Source organism: Syntrophomonas sp. UBA1041, assembly GCF_002316705.1.
Taxonomy (GTDB): Bacteria; Bacillota; Syntrophomonadia; order Syntrophomonadales; family Syntrophomonadaceae; genus DTU019.
Genome location: NZ_DCEA01000103.1, coordinates 33709 through 46760, shown reverse-complemented (window position 1 = coordinate 46760; position 13052 = coordinate 33709). Strand labels below are relative to the sequence as shown.

Here is a 13052-nt window from a genome sequence, read left to right as displayed (position 1 = left end):
GAACATTTCCCGCATTGATAACATGACTTCACGCTGGTATGGGCTTCGTGCTCTATCTTCGCAATAATGGCTTGATTTGAACCAGCCATTGGTATGAGGGTCGCAGCCTCCTTCATATTCTTCTCTCCTTCCCTTAACGAATCTATTTTGAACCACTTAAAATTTCCGTGGTTTATACTGGTAATAAACTGTCAGCCGGGCTGGCTAAAACAAAAATTGGCATAATCATTCGACAGTTTATCACAATATGTCAAAACACAGCTATTTCATTATAATATAAATGTGCATCATATTAATGTTAAAAGTTTGTTAATGATGCCACATGTTTAGCAAAAGTGTATACTATATTCAATTTGTGCAAGATCAGCCATTGCTGGGGATGCACGGAAAAGCTGTCCAACCATGCCGAATAGGGTCAATTTGCACCATCAGCCGGGAGACAGCTTGCCAAAATGAATATCAATTGTTATTTACCTCGCTATTAGCGGGCTTTTTTATTGACCGGCCTGATGAATCAGGCCCCTTGAGTCAGGATAACAGGATCCTGTTTACTATATAGTTCATTTTATAACCAGGCTTTTTACGTTTCAACAATTACCTTTATTTTCCAGAATAACTTTCTTAAAAAAGCACACAATAGAATTAGAAACCGGCAGTTACAACAGATCAATAAGCCCCTGAAAAACGGATAAGTCTTATTGATATAACTGTCGGTTTCTTTAAAGACCGCTGGCAGAACATTAAACACAGTCCTTGGTACTACCAAATCTGCTGTGTTTGAATGCTGCCAGCGGATTTATTTTGCTGCTGAAAACCCATATCCAAAAAGAGAGAAACGGCGCACCCATTAAGAGCCCGTAATAATAGGACGGATAAGCCAGGCTGGTTGAAGGAAGCAAGGCCAGCCAGGGCAAAATAGGAGTCATCCAAAAAATCAGGATAAAGATAGTATAGTTATAAATCTCAAAGGGATTCCATTCAGTCAGTAGGATGAAGGCCATTACATATCCGGGCGCCTGCCATAAAGAAGCAGCCAAAATACGTTGAACCGATTTGCTCCCCCGCAAGGACATGGCTTCCCGGCTGATCACTACCAGGTATAATAGGGCGGCCATGTATTCCAGTCCGGCCCAGTAGCTCGACAGCCATACCGCCCCCCAGGCAAAGATATGTATCCACAGCAAACGCAGTGTTACCATAAGAGCCCCACCTCCCTGATCACTTCGACATAGGGGCTGTTGTAGAAGCTGTCGGGAGGGACCCATAGATCCTGGTTGTCATCAAAATCCACACCCTGCAATTGATAAGCCTTCCACATGATTTTACTGCAGTTCCAGATGTTCTGTCCGGATTTAAAGGCTACCGGATAGAATACTTCCCCTATCTGCTCAGTGGCGTATGCAACAGCCGCCTGTTTGACAGCCGGATCGACATTGACCCTCAGCAGGCAGACCTGCGGATATTCGCGGAAATGCTCAACTGATTGCCGGGTTATACCGAGGTCGGCATAGCCTTCAATGATCTGCCCCGACCCTATATACAAAGCGGCATGGGAATAATCCCCATAAGCGCAGTGAGGATAAGCTCCCAGGATTATATCCCCGGGCTCCAAGCCTTCAAAGGAGATGCTGTTATTATGGCGCAAGGGGTTGCCGTACCCGACGTTGCCTGACAAAGCGCTCTTGATATAGACCCGGGTAGCGCCGTCAGGATTGAGAACAATAGCTTGATTATGGGCCAAAATCATTATACCTGCCAGTAATGTCAGCAATGGAAAAATCAACAGATTAATCGGCTGCTTCATGTACAGTACCCCAATCTACAGGCAGGATCACCCCTCGGTTATCCTCTGTTGTTATATTGTCGAGCCTGATTACGGTCTGTTTAACAACTCAATGCAGAGTTTCAGTATATCTGTCTCACTTATTATGCCGATCATCAGGCCGTTTTCCATTACCGGCATCCCACTGATTTTGTGCTTGAGCAGCAGATTAATGGCTTCCAACAGATCGGTTTGGGCTGCGACAGTAATTACGTTTTTAGTCATTACCCAATCTACCGGGGTTTCACACACAAATTCCGGAGAACGCAAAGCTTTTTCAATATCATGCTGCACGATCATACCGATTAAGGCGCCATTTGCCAGTACCGGAAGCCGGCGGACGTTATTCTCCACCATAAGATCCAGTGCGTCACCGATGGTTTTGCGGCTTTCAATACTTATTACCCGGGTAGTCATGATGTCTTTAACCTTCATGAACATCACCTCTTGGATTTATTCTATCACAGAGATTGGCTCGAAACGGTATCCGGCTTATGTTTAACATATGGCAAATGCAACCGGAAATGCCACCTTTATGGCATCTGCAGGATTCTTAAAATGATTGCCGGGGCATTACGAAAGTTGAGCAGAATATCCTTCGGCCCGAACATGGATTAAATAACGGATTTCCAGCCGGGTTTGCGGTACAATAGTAAAAAATATGATTGAGGGTTGTGTATGCGGGCTATCATGAGAAAGCTGAATCGCCATCAGGAATTAAGCCCGGACGAATACCAGAATTTGATGGGCTACATACACCATCTGCGGGTTCATTCATTGCCTTCTTATCAAGTGTTCTATCAGCGCTATGCGGAGGTGCTCTATAAACAGTACGCCACCTACCTGCCGGAATTTGAATATACACTGGGGGACGTGGTCTCTTTGCTTGCCGAAAAGCCGCAGCTGCTCACTTACGCCTTGCAGCGGCCGGTGCAATGGCAGCGCTTTCCCCTCCCGTATCAGCCGTTTTTACAAGCCTGCTCGTTAAAATACCTTAAGGGGCAGTTGTTTTACGAAGTAGTGGAGCAGATGGCTAAAAAACCTGAAACCCTGGCCAACTTACCTCATCCCCGTAACCATGAGGCGGTCATGCTCTTCGAAGATCAGAATCCCTTTAAAGAGCCGGGATTAAAGGCCCATTTTGACCGTTTGAGCCGTTTTAGTTTTGTCACCCGGCTGCAGAGCATGCGGTATCTCACCCTCCATAAAGCCAAGCAGGATTGCGTGGAGGTGCTGGCCCCGGACCGTTTGGGGGGCATCTTTACCAATAAGGAAAAATCGATTTATTACTATATTTACCTGACCGAGTCCATCGAGTCCAAAGCCCGGGAGGCATGCGCCTTGATTAATCTAGCCCTTTATGGGCTGAAAACTGGAGACAGCCATGAAATTTGAAAGCAGGCCGGAAATCGATACTAATCTGTTTGACATATGGCGGCAAGAACTCGTGGAACGCCAGGAGATTCGCCGCTCGGAGCTTAACCCGGCCGACGTGGTATTAAACCAGCCTGAAGAGGCCGAACTCCTGGTCAGGGCATGGTTTTACAGCGGCAGAAGCCGTGATCTGTTTGTGGCCCTGTTCCATAATCTCCACAAGATGCCGATCATTAAATGGCTGATCATGTCACCCCCGCCGATAATCCAGGGTTTTCTCCAATTCCTGCCCGGATACGTTCTGCTATATCGCCCCCGCCCGGTAGAGCTGCAGTTTTTAATCAGCTTGTATAGCGATGAACTGACGGATTGGTACCCTGCTATAGTCAAAAGTCTGGACAAGGAATCCTGCCAGTATTTGATGTCCCGTACCGCCAATGCGAACCTGCGCCAGCTTTTAAAAAACGCGGCCCTGGCCATCAGCCGGGAACAGGGTCTGGGCTGGTTCGGCATAGAGCAAAACCGCTTATCGGACCAAGTTTGCGCAGGATTGTACGGCAATAAAAATCAAAACTTGCTGAAGGCCCTGGATCTGGTTGCAGCCTGCAACCGGAATCGCCTGCAGTATTTACATGGAATCGAACTTTTTCTTGATAACCTTGCAGCGGCGGAGGCTGTTTTTGAAAGCGGCCTGGTGGCAGATAGTCTGGCTATCCTGTTGGATGCCTGGGAAGAGTGCTTGGAAAATCATCAGCTGACAGATATCTTGCGGGATATACAGTTGGCCAAGCGTTTTGTCAGGGTCTTGCGCAGGGTCGCCCCTCTTTATGTTATGCTGGAACACGCCCCGGCGGCGGGGGCGGCCTATCAAGCATTATATGACCGTTATTTCGCCTGCTTGCCAAACAATGCTTCCACTCATACCAGTCTGGAATTAATGGACCGGCTTTTATCAACCAACCAGTCCGTGCCGGCTGTTAAAGCTTCTTTAAAGTTGTGGCACCTACAAATTCAAGATGAAGCCGATGGTGAATACGAACCCTTGTTTAACAGAAGTGACCAATTGGAATTCAGGGTTCTTAAAGCTCTGGTTGACGGCATAAGACTTGCCCAGCCTCAAGAAGCTATTACCCTGATTCTCGCTGTCCTGTGGCTCGATAAACATAATGATTCAAGCTTGGATTCCGCAGCGTCTCACTGGATTTTTACTCAATGCCGGGATTTCTGGTCATGGGTCCCCAGCAAAATGTTTTTTAATGCTCGAATATGGTCTCAAATTGGCAAATTACTGGAGGATGAGAACAGACAAGCCGGGGATCGCTTGCTATCTCGGGTTGAAGAGCTGCAGGGGGACGGTTTGCAGTTCGATTTGCTTCACCGACCGGATCTGTTTAAGCAGCGGAATCGGATTATTGAACGACACATCCTGGCGGGTGCGTTTTTGGGGGTGCATTAAACTGAATTCCACCGGGTTGGATTCCAAAGCCTATGGCTTGATGTTGGAGGAATTACTGAAAAGACTGCGGCAGGAGATTGATTCTCAGCTCCATATAGATTCGATTCAATCGGTCGCTGATTTGGATCAGTATATCTTAAAGATTAACTCTTTTTATTATCAGGGTTTCCTGGAATATTACCTGCCCCGGTATGAACAACGCTGGCAAGCTGAGGCGAGGGAGCTGCTCATGCTCACCCAGCAGCAGCAAGTTCTGGAAACCAATATTGTGTCTACCCTAAAACGCTATACCCGTTTGCACAATTTATTGAAAACCCTCCTGGCCAATTTAAAGACCTTCTACCAGGACACTGACCACGAAGTACTCCTTATTCAGGAAGAGACATCCCGCCAGGGGACGGAGCTGCTTTTCGCCCTGACTGACCTGAAGCATCAATTACAATCCCTACAGGGCTACTTAACAGCAGTCAAACCCTATTTACAGGATACTGAATTAGTTCGCCAGGTTGATGAATTTCCTGGATACCTTGAAATTTTTCACCTTGAGGGGTCAACCGATCTGCAGCCTTCAATCGGCTCCCATAAGTTAAGTCAAGCCCTCAGTGAAATAACCTACCTGATGAGGCTGGCCGGAGATGCGGCGGCCAAGGACCATGACGGCCGAATTAGAATTGCCGGAGATATGCAGCGGCATATAGATCAGCTCGAGGGCGGGGTTGATAGCGATGATCCGGTGAATCTTTGGATCAGCCAAAAACTCACCCGGGAATTGGCCCTGTACGCAACTGCCCTATCGGCGCCTACAGTGTCACCCGACATGCAAACCTTGATAAATAAACGCTTAGAGGGGTGGCATCGGGTTTTGAAGCTGCGGGCTTCAAATCACTGCGGCCCGGACCCCTTGATACAGAATGCAGTTGATTGCCTGGGCCGGATATCGGCGGAAAATGCCCAGGAAGCCTTGCGGGATGTAGAATTCTCGATACAGCAACTGGAACAGATCATCATGATCCTGCAGAACAACCCGGAACCCAGTTATAAAGTCTTGGTGCAAGTCAGAGAATGGCTGGCCTTTTGGACGCCCTTTTTGCGCAGTATGAGTACGGAAGAAGAGATACGCTGGATCCCCCCGCTGTATAGCTTGCTTTATCAGGTCCGGGTTGCCATATCCTTCTTGTCCAATCAGCTCAGCATGATCGAAACCTCCCGCCGCCGTTCAGCTTATAATCAGGATCAAGCCGGGCGCATGCGGGATCTGGCAGTTACTCAGCTGGAGTTCCTCGGGCAGCTGAAGGCTGATCTGGATCGCTTGTTAGCCCCCAGAAATGTCTCCCGCACCTGGAAGGACATGGGGGTTCGTCTCATCAAGGTGCCTCTGCAAAAAGGAGAGGTCTTCCCTGAGGAGCATATCCCGCTTCTCGGCCAGGCGCGCTGGGAACCCAGAGTGGATGCTGCCCGGCCCGATTACACCATTGTGCACGAAGAAGGCGACCTGTTTATAATTCAGGTTTTGAACGAAGAACAGACCGAGATCCCTTATATGATACTGACCCGGCAACCATAACCAGCGAGGAGTTGACACATGCGGCTTGGCATAGACTTTGGCACTTCATACACCAGGATGGCAGCATTCAGCGCTAATGGTTTAATATGCAGCTCAGCCGGCTGGCCCGGACCAATCCCCAGCATCCTGGGATACTCCCCCGCAACCGGCCGGATCTTTTTCGGCACAGAGGCCATGGAGCTCGAACAGCCTGACGCTCTGCTCTGGCCCGGCTTCAAACCGGCCTTGTGGCGAAGCCCCCAACTGGCGCCGGGGAGCCTTGATTTCGAATATATCCTCACCGCATTTTTTACTTTCCTCAAAGATCAATGGCCTGAAATACCGGACGATCCTATTGAAGCGGTCACTCTGTCAGTCCCCGGTTATCTCGGCATCAAGGCGCAGCACAGCCTGTATGCCGCTCTGCAAAAGGGGTTTGCCGGAGCAGCCATTGCTTTACTTCCCGGGCCGGCTGCAGCCCTGACAGGATATCAAGCCCTGCATCCCGGCCAGGATATTGAAGGGGATATTCTGATTATAGATATAGGGGAAGCGGCTGCTGATTTCAGTATTATCAGCACCGCAGGCAACGGGAAGCAGCTGATATTGGAAACCCAGTCGCAGATGGGCGGTAATGCCTTTTGCGGGGCGGAAGTCGACAAAGAAATCATCCGGGAGATTCTGAAACCGCTATTTCATCAGCTAAAGCGGCCTGACCAATTGCCCTGGGAAGCAGGCCTTTCCCCCGCGGACTGCAGCTACTGGATTAAGCTGAAAAGAATGGCCGATACGACCAAAACCGAACTGGGCCGCCATCATCAAGCGGTTGTAAATATGATAAATATCCTCCCCGGAATGAGCGGGGACATGATTATTGATTCGGTTGCTTTTACCGCCGCTCTCGGTCCGCTGTGGGAGCGGCTGGATTCCTACGTGAAAACCGTGCTGCAGCCCCGCGTCCAGTCACTGGGCCTATATGACAGCCAGGGCTGGAGGTTTGACCATATCCTGCTATTGGGCGGGGCTTCCCATACCCCGGGAGTGCTGCAGCGAATAAAAAGGCTCTTTCCCGGGGTTCCTGTCTGGCATGGCCAGACAAACCAGCCTTATGAAGCCGTCGGCAATTGCCTGTGGAGTAGCGGAAGCAGACGGTTGTACACCGTCTGCCCGTTTAAATTCTATATTGAGAAGAAATCCCCCTCTGAAGAGAGGGGCTGCCAACTGGAGCTTATTCCCTTTGACACCGCCAACCTGGAACTTGATCTCACCGGGACTTACCGTATTTTTTCGCTGCCAGTCCAGTCGGACTACAACCTGGCCAGCAGTCCCGGCGATGTTGAGATAAAAATCTATGCCTTGCCTGACCAAACCAATGCTATTCAGCCGGAGAAGGTTTCGGGCCAGAATGCGGTTCTGCACTGGCAGGAAGCTGACTATAACGGGGCTGAAGTGGTTCATATCGATTTTGATCTGGCAAGTTCACAACTTCTTGTGAACTTCACCAATAACCTCCCCGGGTGTCCTGAGGCGGAACTGTTTTTCGAATGGCCGCTCCGGCAGTTGTCCCAGGCACATTGGTTGTCGGGTTATAAGCACGTTGACAGGGATCTCCTCAAGGCTCTGCAGAGACAGCTGCAGGCCAATCAAAGCGACGGCGCCACACCTTACAGTAATCAGTTGATGGCTACCTACTACAAACTGCTCTGCGTATTGCAGATATTAAATCCCTAGACTAACGTTTTGCCGGCGCCTGCAACCGTTTTGCCTTCATTCCAGCCAGGCGGGCCGGTGCATTTCCCTTGGCTGCTATTTCATTTCCCGAGCCCGGTTTTTCATCCCGGTTAACCTCGAGTACTCGCGGCTTGTTGAATCGGCGCGGAGCGAGCGACGGAAGTGAAGAGCAAGACGCTCGATAGGCCCGCGATTGAGACGTACAAATAGCACGTTGATTGAGCGGACCTATTGAGCAACGCAGTTATTCGCTTTTGTCGACGGTCTGCGGCATCATTCATGGATGCCGGTATAGATCTGCACTGCGTCCCTCAAGAATACCGCAGCCCCGGGTTGTATCTTGTCATAGTGCGCGGTGAAACGCTCGTCATCAACATACATCTGGGCCATTCTGGCATGGGCCTCTCCGGTGTAGCTTTCCCAGAAGTAGCACAGCCACTGGCGATGCAGGTCAGCGGCCTGCTGGGCCAGATCCCCTCCGGGATTGCCGCTTGCCATGGCCTCTTTCAGGGTGTCATTGAAGGCGGCGCTCAAACGCTCTATCTCGGCGTATTGCTGCGGAGTCATATCCAGCACCTTCTGATAGGAGGCCTCCACCACTTTGTCGCCGTATTTGCCCCTTATCTCCTCCCCGTATTTTTGCTCGTTCTCTTCCACCAGTCGGCGCTTAAAACCGGCAAACTTCTCAGCATCGGTCATGATGATTCTCCCTTCTGTCATGGCTATGGTCTTTTCAACATTGGCGATAAGTGAATCCAGTTGCTGCCTTCTCATCAACAGTTTACAATGGTGCTCTTTCAGGGCTTTCAGGCCATCGAAGCATGGTTCCGACAACATTGCCTTGATCTGCTCCAGGTCCACGCCCATTTCCCGGTACAAGAGGATCTGCTGCAGACGGTCCACTTGTTCACGACCGTAAATGCGATATCCCGATGAACTGATCCGGGCGGGCTTGAGAAGGCCGATTTGATCATAGTAGCGCAATGTCCTGGGGCTGACTCCGGCCAGCCGGCTTAGTTTCTGAACCGTATATTCCATTTCCATCAACTCCCGACAAAATCACTATACACCTTTACGTTGCGTCAAGGTCAATAAAGGATGCCAGGAAATAAATAACAAAAGAGACGGCTTCTAAAAAATGCCCATTATTAAGAATATGGATAGCCTTGCAGTGGATAAAACAATTTGCGGTATAATTAGGTCAAAAGTCAGTCGAAAGGATGAAAAACAGTGATTACTACCCTGGCATTGCATCCGGCAGCAGCCAAGGTGCTTATCGGTCAGGCTGTGGCAGCCCTTCCCGAGGTGCAGAAGGCCTTCCGTCAAGGCAAAATCATCATCGCCTCCGGAACCACAAATGTCATGGTGGCCAAAGCCCTGTTGAATGTGGAGATAAAAAACCTGGAACCTCACGCAGCCGGGATTATTACGCAAAGGGCCGCCTGTGTTACTGAAAAGGACCAACGGGTCGCTCCATGGTGCCTGGATCAAGGCACTCCTGTTCAAACCGAATGGCTGGAATTTTTGAACAGCATGCGGTCAGGGGATGTATTCATAAAAGGTGCCAATGCATTTGACAGCGCAGGTCTTATCGGGGTTCTGCTCGGAGACGACCAGGGCGGAACGGTGGGAAAAGCGATCGGCGCCATCAAGGCCCGGGGAATTCACTGGATAGCCCCGGTAGGATTGGAAAAAGCGATCCCCAGTTGTATTGAAGCTGAGCGGTGGATGGCAGGAGCCCCTGAGAGCAGCCTCTGTCTGGGTTACAAGTGCGGCTACATAACGGTTCCCAACACCAGGATTATAACCGAAATTGACAGTATAAGAATACTAGCCGGGGCTGATGCAGTGCAGGTGGCGGCCGGAGGGGTCGGAGGCATGGAAGGGGCCAGTGTCCTGGCGGTAGAGTGTAGGGACGAGGCTCATTGCCAGACGGTATTGCAGATGGTGAGAACAGCCAATCAAACCGCTCCTCTGAAGGTTAAGCGGCAAAGCTGTTTAATCTGCGGAAACACCTGTTTTATGCAGGCCAGGAATTAAATAAATTATTTACCGCGCAGCCAGGACAGCCAGGAGCGCCCTTTGCCTTCCTGTTCTGCTCTCCACAGATTCAGGAATTCGTCGATCTTTTTTTCCCGTTCCACGTTGCGCTCCTCAATTTTTTTCTCCAGACGCGCCATCCTTTCTTCCAGCTTGTGGTTTTGCTGCATCAGTTCATCATTTTGTTCAATGATCCTGCGGGCTATACTGACCATTTCTTTGATGTTGTTCTCTGGCTGGACGCTGACCAGCCCGGGCTGCTGGCCGTCCTCGCTGTCCTGTGCGGTCTCCAGGGCCAGTTTTATGGCAGTAGTATTCAACCCTTTTTCTTTAAGCTGCAAAACCAGGCGCAATGTGTCCAGATCGGCCTCGCTATACATCCGGTCGCCGCGTTCGTCACGCTTGATTTTTATCTTGAGGCTGTTTTCCAGGTAGCGTAAAGTGTGCTGCTCGATGTTCAGCAGCTCAGCCACCTCACCTATTTTATAAAATCTCTCCATACTCCTGTCACCTTTCCCGAACTCACCTCATAGATTGTTATCAGGTGAAGCAATAAAGACCCATCCCCGACAATCAGGCGCAGGGAGCATCACAAACAGTTGTGAAGCAGTACCCGATGAACACCCGGTTATGAACCTGATTATCAACTTATGAATACCGGTTATGAACCTGATTATCAACTTACTAAGCCAATTATTGTGAAGCCGTTACTTTCCCTACCCCTTCTTAATTTCGCTTATATACTACTTGATAAATGTATATGAGCAGCCGTCCACAATAGGACGGCTTTTTTGTTGCCGTGCTCACAAGCTGAAGCAGCGCTCTGGCCGGGCGTTCTATCAGCTAATATAAAGGCCGCTGTCATTTAGCAGGATTTTCTGTCGGAAATGTTGAATTGCATTTGTCGTAAGAACTTTATTTCACAAATTTATTGCAGGGAAAGGGGGCCGGCTGAAGACGTTTCCAAGGCAGATCCGATTACAATATTTCACATTATACGGGGGGTAATAGTAGAAAATGACTAATGAAATGAAGGTAACCGGTCATATTCAGGAACTGGTAGGCAATCCAACCCCATTAGGCTTGCTGGGGTTGGCCATTGTTACGCTGGTGGCTTCTTCGCAGAAGCTGGGGATTACCGAGGGAACTGCTTATGTTATTCCCTGGGCTATTTTTCTGGGCGCAAGTGCTCAATTTGTCGCAGGATTACTGGACTTTAAACACAACAATACCTTCGGGGGAACCGCGTTTTGCGCTTACGGCTTTTTCTGGTTCGGCGTCGCTATGACCTGGATGACCGGTAATGGCACTATTGGTTTGAACGAAGCTGCTATTATTGATCCCAAACAACTGGGCTTCGCTTTCCTCGGTTATTTGATCTTCACCTTATTCATGACCGTAGGAGCCATGGGGACCAATAAAGTACTCTTTTTAATATTCTTTTTTATTGACTTTCTCTTTTTAGGTCTGTCCTTCAGCAGCTTGCAGATCGGGGATGCACATATGTGGCATGAAGTGGCTGCCTATTCAGAGTTGCTGGTCTCGATATTCTCATTCTATTTAGCCGGGGCCACGGTTTTGAACGTGCATTACGGCTATAGCGTATTGCCGACAGGGGCTCCTTTCGGCTCCTTCCACCGTAAATCGGTGGCTGCCAAGCAGAAAGCCAGCATAGCTGCCTAAGGTTAAAAATAAAAACCGTTTTCAGCCGGGGCTGAAAACGGTTTTTTATTCTTTTAATTATATTTTTCCTTTCACGGCCAACTCACTGACTGGCACAGAACTGAGCGTAGAACATCCATTTCCAAAGCTCAACTGCCTTTATCCAGCCTTTCTATATGGCCTTCAAACGGTTAATTTCTTGTTTTAACAATTGATTTTCCATCTGCAAGCGCTTCAGTTGCTCCTGCTCACTCAGGGCATAATTGGAGGTACTGGTAAAGGCTTTATAATAATAATCCGTCAATATGCTTTCTCCATAGCCCACTCCGGGTACAGCCCAGCGCCCGTTCAGATCGCTCCATTGTGCCGCTATACCGCGGGTGATCAGGACAAACCGGGGATCTACAAGGCTTTTTCCAGACGGCAGGGTATTCTTGCAGGCGTAAGCGTACAAATGCTGGATATGGGCTTCAACCCCGGCAGCGGGGGAGGAGAAAATGGCGCCGTGCACTCCATTTTCAAACCGTACCCGGCCAGGATCCGCCCCGCGCAGATCCTCCGCACCGGTCGCAGCCTGCCCGGTCGCTGCCAGACCGCAATAATTGTTCTGATAAGGCTGAACCAGACCGCCGAATCTCCACCAGCCGGTTTCTTTAGCAGCCTGGCAAAAGGCTATGTCCCCTCTGATTCCATACTCAGCGCCAATGCTCAGGTACAATTCCGGCAATTCGCGGGGGGCGTCGGGATTGTTCTTAATCATCAAAGCCTCTAATTGCTCGGCACTGAGGACGGCTTGCCCGCGAATGTCCAAATTGTCGGCAAAGGAAGGGATTGTCCCGCTAACCGGTACAGTTGCGCTGCTGATTAAAACCCGATAGTTCTTATCATCCCATTCCACTGCCATGCCCAGACCCTCACTGATGGCGCGAATGGGCACCATGGTGCGTCCGTCAATAATTACCGGAGCCACGTCGGATCGAATCTCCCGGCCATCCAAAAATATAGTTACCGCCCGCTGGGCCAGTGCCAGAGGCTGGATTAACAGGAGTCCTAAAACCAAGGCCAGAACAGCGAAGCCGGCAGCAAATTTGTTGACACGCATAATAAGTCCTCCCCGATACTTTTTCATAATTCTAAATACGCGTTACTATTACTAATATTTCACCAGAATGCCTATAATTCCTGCCAAAAAAGGACGGGTTTCGCTCCGTTCCACAATTCTCCTTTCCAGTTAAACCCCGGATAATTCAATCTGAATAGCTCCACTGGATATCAAAAGCGATTTATTTATACAAGCTTCGTCAACATACTCTAAAAAAAACTACTGTTTCTAACCATAAGCAGACATTTTTCTCAGCTCTGATGCTGTATCTTATAGTTACCCCCTTTTTTTGGAGATTTTGAATTATTGTAGCGGAGGACAG

Annotated in this window: 12 protein-coding genes; 6 read left to right on the top strand and 6 right to left on the bottom strand. The window is 49.4% G+C overall.

What is annotated here, in order from left to right; all coding sequences use genetic code 11:
- Nucleotides 1-740: 740 nt before the first annotated feature.
- The 3 genes from B2633_RS14990 to B2633_RS14980 all read right to left on the bottom strand — a co-directional run bounded on the left by B2633_RS14990 (nt 741) and on the right by B2633_RS14980 (nt 2257).
- A complete protein-coding gene (locus B2633_RS14990; protein WP_483171521.1) occupies nt 741-1199 on the bottom strand; it encodes a hypothetical protein in 459 nt (152 codons plus the stop codon).
- Nucleotides 1193-1804, bottom strand: a complete 612-nt coding sequence (locus B2633_RS14985; protein ID WP_483171520.1) for a YiiX/YebB-like N1pC/P60 family cysteine hydrolase — start codon at nt 1802-1804, stop codon at nt 1193-1195. Before B2633_RS14985 ends, B2633_RS14990 begins: the two co-directional genes overlap by 7 nt.
- Nucleotides 1805-1873: 69 nt before the next feature.
- Nucleotides 1874-2257 (bottom strand): CBS domain-containing protein, encoded by a 384-nt coding sequence (locus tag B2633_RS14980; RefSeq protein ID WP_483171519.1) that lies wholly within the window; start codon nt 2255-2257, stop codon nt 1874-1876.
- A gap of 255 nt (nt 2258-2512) precedes the next feature.
- Here B2633_RS14980 and B2633_RS14975 point away from each other — a divergent pair, with 255 nt between their 5' ends.
- Genes B2633_RS14975 through B2633_RS14960 form a run of 4 tightly spaced genes read left to right on the top strand, consistent with a single transcriptional unit; the run spans nt 2513 to nt 7926 of the window.
- On the top strand, nt 2513-3217 hold the full coding sequence (locus tag B2633_RS14975; protein WP_483171518.1) for a hypothetical protein: 705 nt from the start codon (nt 2513-2515) through the stop codon (nt 3215-3217).
- Nucleotides 3207-4652, top strand: a complete 1446-nt coding sequence (locus B2633_RS14970; RefSeq protein WP_483171517.1) for a hypothetical protein — start codon at nt 3207-3209, stop codon at nt 4650-4652. The genes B2633_RS14975 and B2633_RS14970 overlap by 11 nt, the downstream gene beginning before the upstream one ends.
- 16 nt (nt 4653-4668) lie before the next feature.
- Nucleotides 4669-6216, top strand: a complete 1548-nt coding sequence (locus tag B2633_RS14965) for a hypothetical protein (protein ID WP_483171516.1) — start codon at nt 4669-4671, stop codon at nt 6214-6216.
- An 18-nt stretch (nt 6217-6234) separates the two neighbouring features.
- Nucleotides 6235-7926 carry an Hsp70 family protein gene (locus B2633_RS14960; RefSeq protein ID WP_483171515.1) on the top strand — a complete coding sequence of 564 codons (1692 nt, stop codon included), beginning with the start codon at nt 6235-6237 and terminating at the stop codon, nt 7924-7926.
- Nucleotides 7927-8199: 273 nt separating this feature from the next.
- Here the strand turns inward: B2633_RS14960 and B2633_RS14955 are convergent, their stop codons facing one another.
- The gene (locus tag B2633_RS14955; protein ID WP_483171514.1) at nt 8200-8964 is read right to left on the bottom strand and encodes a MerR family transcriptional regulator; all 765 of its coding nucleotides are present in this window, start codon (nt 8962-8964) and stop codon (nt 8200-8202) included.
- Nucleotides 8965-9156: 192 nt separating this feature from the next.
- Between B2633_RS14955 and B2633_RS14950 the strand changes: the two genes are divergently transcribed.
- Nucleotides 9157-9966 (top strand): hypothetical protein, encoded by an 810-nt coding sequence (locus B2633_RS14950; RefSeq protein WP_483171513.1) that lies wholly within the window; start codon nt 9157-9159, stop codon nt 9964-9966.
- Between the two features lie 5 nt (nt 9967-9971).
- Here B2633_RS14950 and B2633_RS14945 read toward each other — a convergent pair whose 3' ends face one another.
- Nucleotides 9972-10466, bottom strand: coding sequence for a MerR family transcriptional regulator (locus B2633_RS14945; RefSeq protein WP_483171512.1), 495 nt, complete (start codon nt 10464-10466; stop codon nt 9972-9974).
- A 517-nt stretch (nt 10467-10983) separates the two neighbouring features.
- On the opposite strand from B2633_RS14945, the gene B2633_RS14940 reads away from it, so the two are divergent.
- Nucleotides 10984-11649 carry an acetate uptake transporter gene (locus tag B2633_RS14940; protein WP_481040872.1) on the top strand — a complete coding sequence of 222 codons (666 nt, stop codon included), beginning with the start codon at nt 10984-10986 and terminating at the stop codon, nt 11647-11649.
- 151 nt (nt 11650-11800) lie between these two features.
- Here the strand turns inward: B2633_RS14940 and B2633_RS14935 are convergent, their stop codons facing one another.
- A complete protein-coding gene (locus tag B2633_RS14935) occupies nt 11801-12730 on the bottom strand; it encodes a stalk domain-containing protein (protein WP_483171511.1) in 930 nt (309 codons plus the stop codon).
- Nucleotides 12731-13052 lie beyond the last annotated feature (322 nt).